Origin of the sequence: Mergibacter septicus, from assembly GCF_003265225.1 — a bacterium.
Taxonomy (GTDB): Bacteria; Pseudomonadota; Gammaproteobacteria; order Enterobacterales; family Pasteurellaceae; genus Mergibacter; species Mergibacter septicus.
The window spans coordinates 368,304-387,050 of the sequence record NZ_CP022013.1 but is presented as its reverse complement, the minus strand read 5'-3'; the positions used below and the strand labels follow the sequence as shown (position 1 = coordinate 387,050).

Below are 18,747 nucleotides of genomic sequence, written 5' to 3'. Positions count from 1 at the left end.
TACCAAAACAATTATTTACTCCATAACTCAACTAACTGCCGTGAAAGTTTACTCACATTGCCTGCACCTTGTGCTAAAACTAAATCACCATCTTGTAAAACTTGATCCATAATCTCAGGTAATTGGTTTGGATCAGACAAAAAGAAAGGATCAACTTTTCCTAAATGCCGAATGGAACGGCATAAAGAACGACTATCCGCACCAGCAATCGGTGTTTCTCCAGCTGAATAGACATCTAGCATAATTAGCACATCAACTTGCGATAGCACTTGGACAAAATCATCAAAAAGATCTCGAGTACGACTATAACGATGCGGTTGAAAAATCATAACAATTCGTTTGTTTTCCCACCCTTGACGTGCCGCCTGAATAGTAACATTCACTTCGGTCGGGTGGTGTCCATAATCATCAACCAACATAACTTTTCCATTTGGACGAATAAATTGTCCTAATTGATCAAATCGCCTACCAGCACCTTGAAAGTCAGCTAATGCGGTTAAAATAGCATCATTATCAATACCTTCTTCTTTTGCTACCGCTAAAGCAGCAGTCGCATTCAACGCATTATGTTTTCCCGGTACATTTAATAAAACCTCAAGTCGTTCACCATTTGGACAAACTACGCTGTAATGCCCCTGAAAACCTGTTTGCTGATAATCCTCTATCCGATAATCTGCTTCTGAGTTAAATCCATAAGTAATAACCTGCCGTCCAATTTTTGCAATCAGTTGCTGAATCACAGGATCATCTAGGCACATCACCGCTAAACCATAAAAAGGGAGATTATGTAAGAAATTCACATAAGTCTGTTTCATTTCTTCAAAATCGCCGTGATAGGTTTCCATATGATCAGGCTCAATATTGGTTACGACCGATACCATCGGTTGTAAGTGTAAAAAGGAGGCATCACTTTCATCAGCTTCTGCAACTAAATAACGGCTTAATCCCAAATGGGCATTTGTACCTACCGATTTAACCAATCCACCATTTACAAAAGTAGGATCTAATCCAGCCTGTGCATAGATCATTGCAATCATTGCTGTTGTAGTTGTTTTACCATGCGTTCCTGCCACAGCGATACCATGCCGAAAACGCATAATTTCAGCCAACATTTCTGCCCGTTGAATAACAGGGATTCTCGCTTCCCTTGCTGCCACTACTTCTGGATTATCTGACTTAATCGCACTGGAAACCACTACGACACTGGCATTATCAACATTTTTACCCTGATGTTGGAATGATATTTTCGCACCTAAGGCTGTTAAGCGTTGGGTAACGGCATTCTCGGCTAAATCTGAACCTGTGATGCTATAACCTTCATTTAACAAAACTTCAGCAATCCCTCCCATACCAGCACCGCCAATTCCGACAAAATGAATTTGTTTCACTCGGCGCATTTCGGGGACAACACTATGTTGCTGCTGAAAACTTGATTTTATCTTGTTACTTATCTCTTTCATTTTTCTTATTTCGCTACTTGATTAATAACTTCAGCGACACGTTGTGCAGCCAATGGTTTTGCCATCGTTTTCGCTTTGATTCCCATCTCAATTAACTTATTACGGTCTAGTTTTGTCAGTAACTCAACCAATACCTCTGGTGTTAACAGATTTTGTTGAATAATTTCTGCCGCACCAACCTCTGCTAAATATTTTGCATTCAGATATTGTTGTTGATCTTGATGTTGAAAAGGCACAAAAATAGCTGCAACCCCTGCTGCAGCAATTTCGCAAACAGTTAATGCACCTGAACGACAAACCACAACATCTGCCCAACTATAAGCTTGAGCCATATCCTCAATAAATTCCACCACTTCAACATCAGAACGCCCAGCATACAAAGCACTAATCTGCACCACTTCATTTTTTCCTACCTGATGATAGATTTTAACTTTCTGACTTGTACGCTGATCAAGTAATGCCACCACTTGTGGTAATACTGTATTTAATACTCTCGCCCCTTGGCTTCCCCCAACAACTAAAATATGTAGCCCATCTTGACGTTGCTGCAACCGTGCGGTCGGTTCAGGTAACTGAAAAAGTGCTTGGCGAACAGGATTTCCTACCACCTCAGCATCTAAAAAAGCCTGTGGGAACGCTTGTAATACTCGAATTGCTATTTTAGATAGCCAACGATTAGTTAAACCTGCAACTGCATTTTGTTCATGTAATACGATTGGAATACCACACAATTTAGCAGCAATCCCTCCGGGACCAGAAACATATCCCCCCATACCTAATACAACATCAGGTTGATAATGCTTAATTATTTTTCTTGCTTGCCACACTGCTCTTACTATCGCAAATGGTGCGGTTAATAAAGCTTTAATTCCTTTACCTCGTAAACCAGATATTTGGATAAAAGAGATGGGAATATCATATTTAGGTACTAATTCCGCCTCCATACGATCTTTTGTCCCTAACCAATGCACTTTCCAACCTTGTTGTTGTAATACTTTGGCAACCGCAAGGGCAGGGAAAACGTGTCCACCTGTACCACCTGCCATTACTAATAATTTTTTTTCTGCCACGCTGATAACTTCCTTCAATCTTGAATTTATTCTTCTCTTGGGTGAGCCTGCCCTCTTTCTAAGCGATTTTCATAATCAATCCGCATAAGAACAGCAATCGCCACTGACATAATAATCAAACTTGATCCACCATAACTCACCAACGGGAAAGTTAAACCTTTAGTCGGTAATAAGCCAATCGCCACCCCTAAATTGACAAAGCCTTGCAAAAAGATCCAAATCCCAATTCCCATTGCCCAGAAGCCTTTAAAGCGTTCTTCTTGCAACAAAGACTCTTTCCCAATTTTAAACGCTCGAAAGATCAAAGCACCTAGCATAAAGATCACTAAACAGATCCCGAAAAAACCAAATTCTTCCCCAACAACTGACATCACAAAATCGGTATGGGCTTCAGGTAAAAAGTCTAATTTCTGGATCGAATTGCCTAACCCTTCTCCAAACCATTCTCCTCGTCCGAATGCCATCTGTGAATGTGCTAACTGGTAACCTGTATTTTGAATATCCGCAAAAGGATTACTAAAGGAAAGAAAACGTTTCAACCGATATTCTTCAAAAAAAATTAATGCACCCACGCCTAAAACAGCAACGATCCCCAAGAAAATAAACTGCTTTAGTTTTGCACCAACGATAAAAAACATACCCACGGTGATGATCAATAAAACTACCGCACTGCCAAGATCTGGTTGTAGTAAGAGCAAAAATCCTAAAATAAACAGTAACGCCAAAGGACGCAAACAACTTGCTGGTCTTTGCCGCATTTCATCATACTTTCGAACAAAAAAACTTGCCAAATAACAACTTAATGCAAACTTAGCAAACTCTGCAGGTTGGAAGGTAAAGCCAGCAATGGAAATCCAACGTTTAGCCCCGTAAACACTTTTACCAATAAATAAGACCAAGATTAATCCAACGAAAGCAAGTAAATACAAGTGAGCATGGTATTTTTCCCACTGATTTATCGGTAATTGAACACACACAAAAAAAAGCACCAGAGAAAGAAGAATGGAAATAAGATCTTTTTGTGCAAAATAAAAAGCATTCCCAGTCAAACGTGTACTCACTGGAATTGATGCCGAAGTTACCGCCACTAACCCAAAACATAAAAACCCAAAATATAACCATAACAAAGTACGATCATATAACGCATTAGGTGGCGTTAGTCGTGTCCATTTATCCCAAGTTTGTCCTATCTGTTGTTTCATTCTTTACTCCACAAAGCCACTACTAATGAGTTTTCATAGGGATTATTTCACTGTTATTGACATTTCAGCTAAGCGTTTAAATTCTTCACCACGGACTTCAAAATTCGGGAATTGATCCAAACTCGCACAAGCAGGTGAGAGTAAAACAATATCTCCTGCTTGTAACTTTGGACGTAATACCGCTATCGCTTCAGCCATAGTTGTAAAATACTCACTATGTTTTGTCAGTTGTGCTAATTTTTTGCCGTCTTGCCCAAAACAGTAACAAAATATATTTTCTTGCTTCAATAATGGCTGTAATGGTGAAAAGTCTGCACCTTTACCATCACCACCTAATAATAAATGTAATTTTCCAGTGAAAGTTAACCCCGCTAATGCGGCTTGTGTACTGCCGACATTAGTTGCTTTGGAATCATTAATCCAACGTACTCCATCAGCTTGATACACAGTTTGAAAACGATGGGCTAATCCCGAGAAATGCTTTAATACCGCAATACTCGCTTGGCGTGGGATATTTACTGCATCTGCTAAAGCTAAAGCCGCTAGGGCATTCAAATAATTATGCCCACCACTGAGTTTCATCTGTTCGCAATCTATTATAATCTGGTTTTGGTAGGCTAAATAACTATGCAACGACTTAGGATTGCCTGACACTGAACGCATAATGCAATGATAATCCGCATTTTGAGTTGCAAAACTGACTTTCTTAGTATCATCGCCAATCAATACGCTACTATTTCTCCAATCAGTGAGAGGATCATCAGCATTAACTACCGCCACTTTTGCACCTTGATAAATTTTCAATTTTGCTTGGCGATAATCTTCTAAATCCCGATAGCGGTTCATATGATCTTCACTAATATTTAATACCGTGGCAGCGGCGGCATTTAAACTAAAGGTTGTCTCCAACTGAAAACTTGATAACTCTAATACAATTAAATCATAAGATTGTTGTAACAAAGATAAGGCGGGAATCCCAATATTACCTCCTAGCCCAACCTTTAACCCCGCTTCTTGAGCCATTTGATAAACTAAAGTGGTTACTGTACTTTTACCATTTGAGCCAGTGATAGCCACAATCGGCGTGGTTATCTCTCGACAAAAAAGTTCAATATCACCCACCACTTCAATACCAGCTTCAATAGCTTGTGCGATTTCTGGTGTACTCAAAGCGATCCCGGGGCTAACAACAATTAAATCAGAAGCTAACAACCAGTCTAAGGATAAGCCACCTGTATATACGGCAATATTAGATGATAACTGGTCTAAACCTGATGGCTGCAAACGGGTATCCATTACTTGAATAACAGCTTGTTTTTGTTTGAAAAATTCAACACAAGACAAGCCTGTTTTTCCTAGCCCTACGATAGTAACTGTTTTTCCTTGGTAGTTATATTTCATCTTGATGATCCCATTGGCATTCGCCTTTATCTAGCAACAATATTTAACGCAATTTTAAGGTAACTAATCCAAGTAGCACTAAAATAAGAGAGATAATCCAAAAACGAATAATTACTCTCGGTTCAGGCCACCCTTTTAATTCAAAATGATGATGAATCGGTGCCATACGAAAAATTCGTTTTTGACGTAATTTATACGACCCTACCTGTAAAATAACCGATAAGGTTTCGATCACAAAAACTCCACCCATAATAACTAAAAGAAACTCTTGGCGGACTAAAACAGCAATAGTGCCTAATGCACCACCCAAGGCTAAAGAACCAATATCCCCCATAAATACCTGAGCAGGATAGGTATTAAACCAAAGGAAACCAAGTCCAGCCCCTACAATTGCAGTACACACTACCACCAATTCGGCACTAAATTTAATATAAGGAATATGCAAATATTCTGCGAAATTGATATTACCAGTTGCCCATGCAATTAAAGCAAAGGCTGCAGCAACTAATACGGTTGGCATAATCGCTAATCCATCTAAGCCATCAGTTAAATTAACCGCATTACTCGTCCCAACAATCACAAAATAAGCCAATACAAGATAAAATAAACCTAACTGTGGCATTATTTCTTTAAAAAACGGTACCACCAACTGAGTGGCAGCCGTTCCCTTTCCTAAAAAATACATTGCAGATACGGCAATTAAGGCAATGACAGATAACCAAAAATACTTCCAACGTGCAATTAAGCCTGCAGAATTCTTACGTACTACTTTACGGTAATCATCAATAAAGCCAACTCCGCCATAACCAAACAGAACGAAAAGCACAAACCAGACATAAGGATTAGTCAGATTAGCCCATAACAACGTACTTACACCAATGGCGGCTAAAATCATAATTCCCCCCATAGTTGGTGTACCTCTTTTGTTAAAATGGCTTTCTGGCCCCTCATTCCGCACGACTTGCCCGATTTGTAATAGTTGTAAACGTGCGATCACTTTGGGACCAATCCAAAGCGAAAACAGTAAAGCGGTTAAAAGTGCCATAATCGCTCTTACCGTGATATACGAAAAAACATTAAAAAAAGTGTGGTACTTAACTAAGTAACCCGCAAGCCAAACTAACATACAAAATGCCCTTTTATTGATTCAACCACGTCTTCCATCTGGGTACGCCGTGATCCTTTAACTAATACTACAACCTGTTGTTTTTTTTCTAATTGTTCAGTAATAAACTGAAGTAAACTGCGACTTAATACCTTTTTATCGCTAAAATGTTGACCGTGACACTGCTGGCTAATCACAGCACTTTCTTGTCCATAACTAAATACTGCAGAAAGTTCTGCCTGTTGTGCATAACAAGCCACTTGCTGATGGCACGCTTGGCTACTTTCTCCTAATTCTGCCATATCTCCTACCACCAAAATCTTAACCTGTTGCTTAGCTTGTTGTAGAACAGTAATCGCCGCTTTCAATGAATCAACATTCGCATTATAACTATCATCAAATACTAATAATTCAGGAGTAAGTTGATAAGGATATAATCTTCCTTTTACTTTAACAGGGGTTTCTAACCCTTGCTTAACCGCTTTCAGATCTGCACCGACTGCCATTGCTAATGCGGTTGCAGCTAACGCATTACTAATATTATGCACCCCAATATAAGGTAAATTTATCGTTATCCTTTCTCCTTTAGCGATTAAATCGAAACAAGAACCTGTCGGCATTATCTTGATATTGTCAGCATAAAAATCAGCTTGTTTATTTTTTAGTGAAAAAGAAAAAAGCGGACGATCACCGATATTCTCTTGCCATAACGGCAAATAATGGCAATCTAAATTATAAATAGCACTCCCCGTTGCAGATAATCCACAGTAAATTTCACCCTTCGCTGTCGCTACACCCTTTAAGCTGCCAAAGCCTGCTAAATGTGCAGAAGCGACATTATTAACTAAAGCCGCATTTGGATACGCTAAATTGGTGGTATAAGCAATCTCACCTAAATGATTAGCCCCTAATTCAACCACTGCATAACGATGCTGTTCAGTGAGACATAATAAGGTTAATGGCACGCCAATATCATTATTAAAATTCCCAGCGGTAAATAACACTTGTTCATTACCAGCAAATTTTTGCAAGATTGCCGCTGTCAACTCTTTAACACTGGTTTTCCCTGATGAGCCTGTAATTGCTACCACTTGGGGATTAATTTTTTTTCGTAACCAAGCAGCTAGCCTTCCTAATGCAAGTTTGGTATCCGTTACCACCAGTTGTGGAATAGATGAAGCCAACTTGATTTCTCGTTCAACAACAACAGCAACCGCCCCTTGTTTTATCGCTTCATCTAGATAATGATGCCCATCAAAGTTATCACCTTTTAATGCAAAAAATAGCCCTTGATGGCAACCACGGCGAGTATCGGTACTTACCTCAACCACTTCAAGCTGACTGTCTTCCTGTGTAGCAACTAAGCGTGCTGTTAAAATTTCTGCTACGGTAGCAAGTTTAAGCTGAATCATTTCCTCATTCCTCAAGCTTGACTACTTAATAATGCCATCACCGTTTCACGATCGGAAAAACGATGTTTTACTGTGCCAATGATCTGATAATCTTCGTGCCCTTTGCCTGCAACTAAAATAACATCATTTGAATCAGCATGATTAATTGCATAAGCCAAAGCCTGTTGGCGTTGATGTTCAACCACCACTTTTTCCATTTGTGAAATGCCTTGTTGTAGATCTTGCATAATCTGTCTAGGATCTTCCGTTCTTGGATTATCATCAGTTAATACCACCCAATCGGCATATTTTTCTGCAATCTGTGCCATCAAAGGGCGTTTACCACGATCTCGATCTCCACCGCAACCAAACACACACCATAACTTACCTTGACAATGTAAACGACTGGCTAATAATGCCTTTTCCAAGGCATCTGGCGTGTGGGCATAATCCACCAGCACCAGTGGACGTTTGCTAAAACTAAATTTCTCCATTCGCCCACAGACACCTTGTAACTGTGCTACGGTTGCGACCAGTTGTTCAAATGGTAATCCTAATTTCAATAAGGCAGCAAAAGCCAGTAATAAATTCTGAACGTTAAATTCCCCGATCAAATGGCTAGTTAATTCTGCCTTTCCCCAACTTGATTGCAGTGAAATTATCGCCCCTTGATCTGTATAAACAATCTTATCTGCTACCACCCATAAGCGATCTTTAGTCATTATGTCTGGATCAAAAGGAAACTGACTTACTGCCACCGCAGAAGGAAAATCACTTAACCATTGTTTTCCAATAGGATCATCAATATTGATCACTTGTGCTTTTGTATTTAATTCAGAAAAAAACCGTTTTTTTGCTAACGCATACGATGTCATATCTTGATGATAATCAAGGTGATCTCGACTTAAATTCGTGAAGATCGCCAAATCAAAGGATAATGCTTCAACTCGCCCTTGCACCAAACCGTGTGATGACACTTCCATTGCAACAAACTCAGCTTGTTGTTTCATAAATTGGGCTAAATTAGCTTGAATCTCCACTGCAGATCCGGTGGTATTCTCAGCGGCTTCAACTTGACCATAAAGTCCATTCCCAATGGTTCCCATTACCGCCGCTTGTTTTCCAAGTAATGTGACCCATTGAGCTAATAAATTGACAATGGTGCTTTTACCATTGGTACCAGTTACCCCAACTAAACAGAGTTGAGAAGAAGGTTGAGCATAAAAATAACCTGCAATTGCCGATAATTTTTTTCCCAACTGATAAACCGAAAGAATAGGAACCGCTTGCTGCCAATCAAGTTGTAAATCGTCATTTTCCGTTTCAGATTCAGTTAATATCGCTTTTGCACCCGCTTTAATTGCCTGTGGGATAAACTTCCGCCCATCTTGTTGATGTCCTCGCAAGCCAATAAAGAGATCGCCCTCTTTTACAGTCCGACTATCTAACCGCATTTGTGCTAATTTTATCTGTTGTAATTGTGGCAAACAGGTAGATAAACCAAAATATTGAATTAGCCGTTGCATAACTTTTCCTAATTTTAAAACTTATTTTTTGTCGTGCTATTGAGCTTAATCACTCGCATCGCATTTTTTGTCTCTTGCAGATTATCAGGCTTCACATTTTCTAAACGTAAGGCGTATTCCATAATCCGAGAAAAAACTGGTGCTGAAATAGATCCGCCATAATACTTTCCAGCCTTAGGTTCATCAATTAAGACTACCAATGCAAAACGTGGATTACTCGCTGGTGCTATGCCTGCCGTATAAGCAAGATATTTATCAACATATTTTCCTTTTTCTAATTTTTTCGCTGTCCCTGTTTTTACCGCTACTCGATAATCTTGCACCCCCGCCTTAACACCACCACCACCAGGTAAAGCAACGCTTTCCATCATACGTACCACCGTGCGTGTAATTTCCTCAGGAAAAACTCGTTTTCCGATAACAGGGGGATCGATTTTAGTAATAGATACAGGACGATAGATCCCAAAGCTACCTAAAGTAATATAAGCTCGAACTAATTGTAGCGGTGTAACAGTTAAGCCATATCCATAAGCCACTGTTGCCCGTTCAATATCCGCCCAGCGTTTACGATTGATCGGTAAAATACCGCTTCGTTCGCCCAATAAACCTAAATCGGTAGAATGTCCGAATCCTGCTTTATCATAAGTTTGCATTAATGCTTCAGGCGGCATTTGTAATGCTAAACGGCTAACCCCAACATTACTCGACTTTTGTAAAATACCAGTAATATCCAATTCATTGCGAGGTGCAACATCTCTAATCGTATGCCCATCGACAGTAAAAGGACGTGTATCAATCACCGTATCAGGACGAATTATTTTGCGTTCTAATGCAGTCAAAACAACAAAAGGTTTAATAGTCGATCCGGGTTCAAAAGTATCTGAAATCGCACGATCTCGACGAGCCGCAGGATCCATCGCAATAGAATTACGATTGTTAGGATTATATGACGGAGCACTTGCCATTGCTAAAATCTCTCCCGTCTGCACATCTGCTAATACTGCCGTACCAGAATCTGCTTGATTTTCTGCTACCGCCCGTTTTAATTCTTGATAAAGCTTTGATTGTAAACGTTCATCAATACTAAGTGTTATCTCATGTGGTGTTTGTTTCTGCTTAAATGCAATATCTTCCACCCGTTTTCCATGCCGATCTTGTCGATAAACATAAGTACCAGCTTGCCCTGTTAGAAAATTATTAAAGCTTTTTTCAATCCCTTCTTGTCCTTGATTATCAATATTTGTAAAACCAATAATCTGTGCCGTTGTTTCACCTTTTAAATAAAAACGGCGATAAGTCGGATTAATCACTATCCCTGCTAATTTTAATTGACGAATATAATCGGCAATTTCTTTGGGTACTTGACGTTTTAAATATTCAAAACGGCTATTTGGATTACGTGTCGCAATATTTGTTAAAGTAGAATAAGGCAGATCTAAAATAGTTGCTAAAGCCTGCCATTTCTCTTTTTGTGCTAATGAATTTTCTTGTATGATCATTTTAGGATCTAAGATCAAGTCATACATCCGCACACTTACCGCCAGAGGATTTCCATTACGATCAACGATTGTGCCTCGCCCAGTCGAAATTTTTTCTGCCCGTAAAGAATAATCATCTGCTTTCGAAATATAAAAATTAGCATCAATGATTTGAATATAAGATGCTTTAATAAGTAGAAGAAGCAAACAAAATAAAATGAAACCGAAAACAACCCTGAAACGCCAAGCAATAAAACTGCTCGTTTTTTGCTTAGGCGAACGTTTAGATTCCTTTTGAATTTTGTTTTCTTGGCTGAGTTTTTTCATTCTTCCAATTTTGCCTTCCATCTATTCCATCAATGCTATTCTTCAATCACAACTTCACTACTATTACTAATGACTTTCATACCTAACTGTTGAGCTAATGGTTCAACCCGTAAATTATCGCTTAGCGTCTGCTCTTCTAAACTTAGGTTAAGTTGTTCATTTTTTAATAATGAATATTCAATCGTTAATTCTGATTTTTCTTCGACTAATAAACGTGTTTGATAGGTTATCCAAACAGTTGCCATTGCAGTAGCTAATACAGATAACACTAAAAAAATCAATAATTTATTTGAAGTATATAAGTCTGATAAAATTACCTGATATAACGGATAACGTTCATTTTTTTTAAACATTATGCTAGCCTCTCTGCGATCCGTAAAACAGCACTACGTGAACGTGCATTTTTTTCAATTTCCAATGCAGATGGCTTAATCGCTTTTCCCACTATTTTTAACGTTTGATGACGTTCAATCTGATCTTCTCTTAACGGCAAACCTTTAGGAATCTCATCGCCTTTACTTTGTTTACGCATAAAATGCTTAACCATTCGATCTTCTAAAGAATGGAAACTAATAATGGCTAAACGTCCATTGGGAGCGAGGAGAGGAACAATACTATTTAAAACTTGCTCTAATTCTTCTAATTCACTATTAATAAAAATCCGAATAGCTTGAAAAGTACGAGTGGCTGGGTGTTTATGCTTATCCTTAAAAGGTACAGCTTGTGCAACCAATTCAGCTAATTGTAAAGTGCGAGTTAAAACGGCTTCACCTTTTTTAACGGCATTTTTATTATATTCTACAATCGCTGTTGCAATACGTTTCGCAAATTTCTCCTCACCAAAGGTTTTCAACACCCAAGTTAGATCCTCAACACTCACTCGTGCTAACCATTCACTTGCCGATAATCCTTGTGTTGTATCCATTCGCATATCTAAAGGTCCATCTTTCATAAAGCTAAAACCTCGATCTGCTTCATCTAATTGCGGTGAAGAAACGCCTAAATCAAGTAAAATACCATCAATTTTACCGAATAAGCCTTCTTGTTCGCATAGTTGAGAAAGTGAAGAAAAATTGCGATGATGAATTTGGAATCTAGGATCTTGAATTGTTTTGGCTTCTTCAATCGCTCTAGGATCACGATCTAAACCAAGTAATTTTCCCTGATCCCCTAGTTTTGAAAGAATTAATCGGGAATGCCCACCTCGCCCAAAGGTACCATCAATATAAATTCCATCTTGTTTTACTGCTAATCCTTCAACAGCTTCATTTAATAACACTGTAAAATGGCTAGGGTGAGAAAAAATAGCCTGATCTACCATAAGCGATCCCAAATAAAAACCAAAATAATCTAAAAAATAGATGAATAATAATGACAGAAATATTATAAAAATAGACTTTTTAACGCTTCAGATTCGGCAATAACACCACTAGAGCCAATCTGAATATCTTCTGCAATTTGGCTATGCCATTTTTGTGCTTGCCAAATTTCAAACTTATTTAACTGCCCAACTAGCATAATCTCTTTTTCTAAAGAAGCGTGGTGGCGTAATGCTGGGCTGAGTAAGATCCGTCCTGTTTTATCCAGTTCACATTCAGTGGCATAACCAAGCATTACTCGATGTAAACGGCGACCGATCTCATCAAAGTTAGAGAGTTGTAATAATTTCTGTTCGACTATTTCCCATTCAGATAAAGGATAAAGTAATAAACAAGGTTGGCGAATATCTGCGGTACAGATCATTTGTCCTTGATTTTTTTCTAAAAGTTCAGCCCGATAACGTGTTGGAACAGCTAATCTTCCCTTGTTATCTAAATTAATGGCTGTCGCTCCTCGAAACATAACTTAACCTAAGCTTGGGATTGCAATGCTACTGAGTTGATCTAGTGGTAAAGGATCTATTTTTACCATTTTTTACCACAATTCTCCACTTTTGCCTAAGTTTAGCCACTGACTAAGGGGTAAGCAAGTTTTTTCTGGTAAAATTCAACAAAATATAAAAATAAACGATTTTAAGTTTCTTCCCTATTCGGCATAAAAAAACTAGCCTGTCATCACAACAGGCTGGCTAATGAAACCAACTTATTTACAGAAGGATACGATAGATTAAAAGATTTTTGGCACTTCAATCTTAGGTGATGAAGTAGGACGTGGAATTTTTTCAAATTTTGGATTTTTATTCGCTTGCAAAATTTGTTCAAAACGTTCAGCTAAATTTGGAATATGAATTGCTTGATACGCATTGATTAAGATGGGTAATACTTGATAAGCAGCTTCTGTTTCTGGATATTGACGTAATAACGCTAAAGCACGATTAATCACCGCCACATAAGCCTTTCTTTTTTGATAAAACTTCACAATATACAACTGATGGCGTGCAACCGTTTCAATAATATATTTCATTCTTAATTGTGCATCAGCAGCATACATACTGGTTGGAAAGTTCTGCTGTAATAAATTAAAACTTTGATACGCACTTAATAAAGACGAAACATCACGAGTGGCTTGATCAACTTTAAACGCATCTTGTACAAAATTATCCGCTAACGCCATATTGGCTAACCCAGTCATATAAAGTACATAATCTAAATGTGCACCTTGTGAATACCCTCGTAAATACGCCTCGGATAATGATAAAGCTTTTGTATAATCTTGAGAGCGATAAGCCGCATAAATTGCATCTAAAGCAGATTGTTGTGCATAACTACCATAAGGAAAACGACTATTAATAGCATCAAAATATTTTAACGCTTCTTTATAATTCGCATCTTTAAAGAAAACCTCTGCTTTATTATAGAGATCCGTAACTGATCCTTGTTCAACTTCAGGTTGTTTTGTCGTAGAACAACCAACTAAAACCACCGCAGCAATTAATGTCATTGCAATAGATCTGATATGATACATAGACTTGAAATCCTTCATTTTCTTCATTTTTTCTTTTAATCTTCCGCCCCTAATCTCACTACTGAGCTGAAAGCTAGGTTACTTTATCTCGCAACTTAGGGTACAATACCGCTAAACTTAAATCGTCTAACATTGTATAGCTTATTCTTGAATAAGCAAATTTAAATCATCAAATCCTAATCTATTTATGGCAAAAATCACTCTAACAACAGAAATTCAACCTCAACACCTCGGTCAACGTCTTGATCAAACGCTTGCTGAATTATTTCCAAGCTACTCTCGTTCACGCATCAAAACTTGGATTGAAAACGATCTGGTTACTCTAAACGGCAAACTTGCCAATATCCCACGGGAAAAAGTCTATGGTGGCGAATATGTAGTAATAGAAGCAGAAATTGAAGACGACAACAGATTTGAAGCTCAAAATATTCCCCTAAATATTGTCTATGAAGATGAGGATATTCTTGTTATTAACAAACCTAAAGATCTAGTTGTTCACCCAGGAGCTGGCAATAATGATGGCACCGTTCTCAATGCACTCCTATACCACTGCCCTGAGATTGTGCAAGTACCAAGAGCGGGTATCGTCCATCGACTTGATAAAGATACCACAGGCTTAATGGTGGTTGCTAAAACAGTGCCAGCACAAACTAAATTAGTCAGAGATCTACAAAAACGGAAAATCACTCGTGAATACGAAGCTATCGCCACAGGCATTATGACCAAAGGTGGAATGGTCGATCAACCAATGGCACGCCACCCAATGAAACGTACACAAATGGCAGTACACCCAATGGGTAAACCTGCCATCACCCACTACCGTATTATGGAACGTTTTCGCCACTACACACGCTTACGTTTACGCCTAGAAACAGGTAGAACGCACCAAATTCGTGTCCATATGGCACATATCGCCCACCCATTATTAGGCGATCAAACCTATGGTGGAAGACCACGTTTACCGAAAGGTGCTAGTGAAGAATTTTTACACGTCCTTCGTAATTTCAAACGCCAAGCGTTACACGCAGTGATGTTACGCCTTAACCACCCAATAACAGGAGAGCCGATGGAATGGTATGCCCCACTGCCTGAGGATTTTTCTGAATTAGTCAACGCTTTAAAAGCTGATTATCAACAACATAAAGACCAACTTTTTTATTAAACAGGTTAATTATGTCGATCATTACCCCAAATTGGAAAGTAGCGAAAAATATTCACGCCTTTACAACCACTCGCCACAATCCTCTTGGGGTTAGCCCTCCACCCTTTGATCGCTTTAACCTTGCCAGTCACGTTGGCGATCAAACTACTGCGGTTAGCACCAACCGACAACACTTAGTAGAACACTACCAACTGCCCCACTTACCACTATTTTTAAACCAAATACATAGTACCAACGTAATTGAACTACCCAATTCACAACATCACATTGATGCTGATGCGAGTTACACAAATCACCCCAATCAAGTCTGTTTAGTAATGACAGCTGACTGCTTACCCGTCCTCTTTACCAACCAAGCTGGTACAGAAATTGCAGCCGCACACGCTGGGTGGCGTGGATTATGTAATGGGATTTTAGAACAAACAGTAAAAAAATTTATTGCTCCTACCTCTCAAATTATCGCTTGGTTAGGACCTGCAATCAGTGCCAAAGCCTTTGAAGTTGGAGAAGAAGTGATGCACCAATTTATCCAACAAGATCAACAAGCCATTGCCGCCTTTCAACCGCAACCAACCCCACCACACCATCCACCAAAATTCCGTGCCGATCTCTATCTACTAGCCAAACAACGCCTTAATCATCTAGGCATCGAACAAATTTATGGCGGTGAATACTGCACTTACCACCAACCAGAACTGTTCTACTCTTACCGCCGAGAAAAACAAACTGGGCGTATGGCTAGTTTAATTTGGTTTACAAGTTAAATGCTTTAGTCTATTTCTCAGTTTTACTTCCCTTCTATCAACTCCTTTTCTCCTATAAAGTTCTAATCACGCCAAAAAATTTTCAAAATGAAATAAAAATATTTCATTTTGTGATCAAGTTAAAAGTTTTATATTTTAAAATAGATATAATTACCCCTAACGATCATCAATGGTCGTTTATATCCAAACAGTAAATCCTATATGAGGTGCTTCTATGATTGAAATAATTACTCACGGTGCAGAATGGTTTATTGGACTATTCCAAAAAGGTGGTGAAGTATTTGTAAGTATGGTAACGGGGATTTTACCTTTACTCATCTCACTATTGGTTGTAATGAATGCTGTAATCAAATTTATCGGGCAAAGTCGTATTGAACGCCTAGCACAAAAAAGTGCTGGCAACCCGATCTCTCGCTATTTAATCTTGCCAGTATTAGGTACTTTTGTCTTTTGTAATCCAATGACATTAAGCCTAGGTCGTTTTCTACCTGAAAAATATAAACCAAGTTATTATGCGGCAGCATCATATAGCTGTCATTCAATGAATGGTTTATTTCCACACATTAATCCGGGTGAGCTTTTTGTCTATCTCGGCATTGCAAATGGTCTCACTAGCTTAGGGTTACCTCTTGCACCTTTAGCAGTGAGTTATCTATTAGTGGGTGTAATTAGTAATTTCTTTCGAGGGTTAATTACTGACTTTACAACCTCGTTTTTTGAAAAACGTATGAATATCAAATTAGATAATACCGTTCATTTATAGGAGATAGCGTTATGGCATCAAAACTTTATATTGAAAAAGGTCAATCTGGTTGGGGTGGTCCATTAACCCTTGAAATAGCACCTAACAAAAAAATTCTCTATATGACCGCAGGAAGTAAACCTAGCATAGTAGATAAACTTGTCGAATTAACAGGCTGGCAAGCAGTAGATGGATTTAAAAATGGTGAACCACCAATAGAAGAAATTGGTATTGCGGTGATTGATTGTGGCGGCACACTACGTTGTGGACTATATCCAAAACGTCAAATTCCTACTATCAATATTCACGCTACTGGAAAATCAGGACCACTCGCACAGTTCATCACTGAATCGATCTATGTTTCTGGTGTGAATGTTGAAAACATTCGCTTAATTGAACAAGAAGTACCAAGTTCAGCTCCTCAAGCCAAGCCATCAACACTACAACAAGAGTACAATACACAGCAAAAAATCAGTGAGCAATCTGACGGATTACTAGCCAAAATAGGACTAGGAATGGGATCTATTGTCGCTGTTTTCTTTCAAGCTGGCAGAGATACTATTGATACCGTCTTAAAAACGATCTTACCTTTTATGGCATTTGTGTCTGCCTTAATCGGTATTATCATTGCTTCTGGTCTAGGTAATTGGATTGCTCACGGTTTAACACCTCTTGCTAGTAATCCTATTGGTTTAGTCCTTCTCGCATTAATCTGTTCCTTTCCTTTCTTATCGCCATTTCTCGGTCCGGGGGCAGTGATTGCTCAAGTAATAGGCGTTTTAGTCGGCGTACAAATAGGGTTAGGCAACATTCCACCACAATTAGCATTGCCAGCATTATTCGCCATCAATTCCCAAGCGGCTTGTGATTTTATCCCTGTTGGACTCTCTATGGCTGAAGCAAAACAAGATACCGTAAGAGTCGGTGTCCCCTCAGTGCTAGTCGGGCGTTTCTTAACTGGTGCACCAACCGTCTTATTAGCGTGGTTTGTTTCTGCCTTTATTTACTAAAATCTCTGAGGTAACAGTATGACAATTTTCTATCAAACCCAGATAACCCAAATCGGTCGTTTCGCACAAGATGCTTTATCCGAAAAAATGTTTATTACGTTTAACGAACAAGTACCACCTGACCTTGCTGATTATTGTTTTCTTCATCGCCACGGTGAATTAAGCCAAAATATTGAAGTTGGAGATTGGTTGGTGATCGATCAACACGCCTATCAAATTACTGCGGTAGGTAATATAGCATCTTTCAATTTGAAAGAATTAGGGCATCTTACCATTTGTTTTGATCAGGCGGAGAACGCCATTACCTCTGGTGCAATTCATTGTGCAGGAGAAATACCATCATTAACTGTTGGTTCAACTTTAACATTTAAAACAAAATAAAATATAAAGGTTATACTATGATGAATACACAAAAAGTAGCTGTTGTGATAGGCGGTGGGCAAACTCTAGGTGCCTTTCTCTGTCAAGGATTAGCCGCTCAAGGCTATCGTGTTGCAGTAGCGGATCTGCAACTAGATAATGCAAAACAAATTGCAACCACCATTTGCTCAAACTACGGACCAGAAGCAGCCCAAGGGTTTTATGTCGATGCCACAGATGAAAACAGTGTAATTGATTTAGCTAACAATATCGATCTCACCTTTGGGCGAGTAGATTTACTGGTCTATAATGCAGGTTTTGCTAAAGCATCACCTATCACCGATTTTGCACTCAATGACTTTAATACCTCAGTCAAAGTAAACTTAACTGGCTATTTTCTAACGGCAAGAGAGTTTGCGAAATTAATGATTAAATACGGCATAAAAGGACGTATTATCCAAATTAACTCAAAATCTGGCAAAGTCGGCAGCAAATATAATTCAGGTTATAGTGCAGCTAAATTTGCAGGCGTTGGGTTAACGCAATCACTGGCACTAGACCTTGCAGAATATGGCATTACAGTCCATTCATTAATGTTAGGGAATTTACTAAAATCACCGATGTTTCAATCACTTATTCCTCAATATGCCAAAAAATTAGGGATCAAGCCAGAACAAGTAGAACAAACCTATATTGATAAAGTCCCTCTAAAACGTGGTTGTGATTACCAAGATGTCTTAAACGTTTTATTATTTTATGCTAGCGAGCAAGCTTCATATTGCACGGGGCAATCAATTAATATCACTGGTGGACAAGTTATGTTTTAATTTATCTTGATCAAATAA

The 18,747-nt window shown here is 38.7% G+C and carries 18 protein-coding genes; 6 read left to right on the top strand and 12 right to left on the bottom strand.

Translation table 11 applies throughout. From position 1 onward, the window contains the following. Window positions 1-11: 11 nt before the first annotated feature. The 12 genes from murC to CEP47_RS01860 all read right to left on the bottom strand — a co-directional run bounded on the left by murC (window position 12) and on the right by CEP47_RS01860 (window position 13,864). Window positions 12-1,460: a UDP-N-acetylmuramate--L-alanine ligase gene (gene murC / locus CEP47_RS01915; RefSeq protein ID WP_261919669.1), complete on the bottom strand. Its 1,449-nt coding sequence runs from the start codon at window positions 1,458-1,460 to the stop codon at window positions 12-14. A 5-nt stretch (window positions 1,461-1,465) separates the two neighbouring features. Continuing rightward, window positions 1,466-2,530, bottom strand: coding sequence for an undecaprenyldiphospho-muramoylpentapeptide beta-N-acetylglucosaminyltransferase (gene murG, locus CEP47_RS01910; protein WP_261919670.1), 1,065 nt, complete (start codon window positions 2,528-2,530; stop codon window positions 1,466-1,468). Between the two features lie 26 nt (window positions 2,531-2,556). After that, window positions 2,557-3,732: a putative lipid II flippase FtsW gene (gene ftsW, locus CEP47_RS01905; RefSeq protein ID WP_261919671.1), complete on the bottom strand. Its 1,176-nt coding sequence runs from the start codon at window positions 3,730-3,732 to the stop codon at window positions 2,557-2,559. A 42-nt stretch (window positions 3,733-3,774) separates the two neighbouring features. After that, entirely contained in the window at window positions 3,775-5,133 is a 1,359-nt protein-coding gene (murD, locus tag CEP47_RS01900) for a UDP-N-acetylmuramoyl-L-alanine--D-glutamate ligase (protein WP_261919672.1), read from the bottom strand. Window positions 5,134-5,176: 43 nt separating this feature from the next. Continuing rightward, entirely contained in the window at window positions 5,177-6,259 is a 1,083-nt protein-coding gene (gene mraY / locus CEP47_RS01895) for a phospho-N-acetylmuramoyl-pentapeptide-transferase (protein ID WP_265482664.1), read from the bottom strand. Then, window positions 6,253-7,650, bottom strand: a complete 1,398-nt coding sequence (locus tag CEP47_RS01890) for a UDP-N-acetylmuramoyl-tripeptide--D-alanyl-D-alanine ligase (protein ID WP_261919674.1) — start codon at window positions 7,648-7,650, stop codon at window positions 6,253-6,255. Before CEP47_RS01890 ends, mraY begins: the two co-directional genes overlap by 7 nt. Window positions 7,651-7,661: 11 nt before the next feature. Then, the gene (gene murE / locus CEP47_RS01885) at window positions 7,662-9,155 is read right to left on the bottom strand and encodes a UDP-N-acetylmuramoyl-L-alanyl-D-glutamate--2,6-diaminopimelate ligase (protein ID WP_261919675.1); all 1,494 of its coding nucleotides are present in this window, start codon (window positions 9,153-9,155) and stop codon (window positions 7,662-7,664) included. Between the two features lie 14 nt (window positions 9,156-9,169). Beyond that, window positions 9,170-10,981 (bottom strand): peptidoglycan glycosyltransferase FtsI, encoded by a 1,812-nt coding sequence (gene ftsI / locus CEP47_RS01880; protein WP_261919676.1) that lies wholly within the window; start codon window positions 10,979-10,981, stop codon window positions 9,170-9,172. A 14-nt stretch (window positions 10,982-10,995) separates the two neighbouring features. Continuing rightward, the gene (ftsL, locus tag CEP47_RS01875; protein ID WP_261919677.1) at window positions 10,996-11,313 is read right to left on the bottom strand and encodes a cell division protein FtsL; all 318 of its coding nucleotides are present in this window, start codon (window positions 11,311-11,313) and stop codon (window positions 10,996-10,998) included. Further along, on the bottom strand, window positions 11,313-12,281 hold the full coding sequence (gene rsmH / locus CEP47_RS01870) for a 16S rRNA (cytosine(1402)-N(4))-methyltransferase RsmH (protein WP_261919678.1): 969 nt from the start codon (window positions 12,279-12,281) through the stop codon (window positions 11,313-11,315). The genes ftsL and rsmH overlap by 1 nt, the downstream gene beginning before the upstream one ends. Before the next feature lie 62 nt (window positions 12,282-12,343). Continuing rightward, complete coding sequence (gene mraZ / locus CEP47_RS01865; protein WP_261919679.1) at window positions 12,344-12,802, bottom strand: division/cell wall cluster transcriptional repressor MraZ; 459 nt, start codon at window positions 12,800-12,802, stop codon at window positions 12,344-12,346. A gap of 264 nt (window positions 12,803-13,066) precedes the next feature. Further along, a complete protein-coding gene (locus tag CEP47_RS01860) occupies window positions 13,067-13,864 on the bottom strand; it encodes an outer membrane protein assembly factor BamD (RefSeq protein ID WP_261919680.1) in 798 nt (265 codons plus the stop codon). A 187-nt stretch (window positions 13,865-14,051) separates the two neighbouring features. On the opposite strand from CEP47_RS01860, the gene rluD reads away from it, so the two are divergent. The 6 genes from rluD to srlD all read left to right on the top strand — a co-directional run bounded on the left by rluD (window position 14,052) and on the right by srlD (window position 18,729). Next, complete coding sequence (rluD, locus tag CEP47_RS01855; RefSeq protein WP_261919681.1) at window positions 14,052-15,026, top strand: 23S rRNA pseudouridine(1911/1915/1917) synthase RluD; 975 nt, start codon at window positions 14,052-14,054, stop codon at window positions 15,024-15,026. Between the two features lie 11 nt (window positions 15,027-15,037). Further along, complete coding sequence (pgeF, locus tag CEP47_RS01850; RefSeq protein ID WP_261919682.1) at window positions 15,038-15,790, top strand: peptidoglycan editing factor PgeF; 753 nt, start codon at window positions 15,038-15,040, stop codon at window positions 15,788-15,790. Between the two features lie 214 nt (window positions 15,791-16,004). Next, the gene (gene srlA / locus CEP47_RS01845; protein ID WP_261919683.1) at window positions 16,005-16,553 is read left to right on the top strand and encodes a PTS glucitol/sorbitol transporter subunit IIC; all 549 of its coding nucleotides are present in this window, start codon (window positions 16,005-16,007) and stop codon (window positions 16,551-16,553) included. An 11-nt stretch (window positions 16,554-16,564) separates the two neighbouring features. Next, the gene (gene srlE / locus CEP47_RS01840; RefSeq protein WP_261919684.1) at window positions 16,565-17,542 is read left to right on the top strand and encodes a PTS glucitol/sorbitol transporter subunit IIB; all 978 of its coding nucleotides are present in this window, start codon (window positions 16,565-16,567) and stop codon (window positions 17,540-17,542) included. A gap of 18 nt (window positions 17,543-17,560) precedes the next feature. Continuing rightward, the gene (locus tag CEP47_RS01835) at window positions 17,561-17,923 is read left to right on the top strand and encodes a PTS glucitol/sorbitol transporter subunit IIA (protein WP_261919685.1); all 363 of its coding nucleotides are present in this window, start codon (window positions 17,561-17,563) and stop codon (window positions 17,921-17,923) included. A 17-nt stretch (window positions 17,924-17,940) separates the two neighbouring features. Continuing rightward, complete coding sequence (gene srlD / locus CEP47_RS01830; protein WP_261919686.1) at window positions 17,941-18,729, top strand: sorbitol-6-phosphate dehydrogenase; 789 nt, start codon at window positions 17,941-17,943, stop codon at window positions 18,727-18,729. Window positions 18,730-18,747 lie beyond the last annotated feature (18 nt).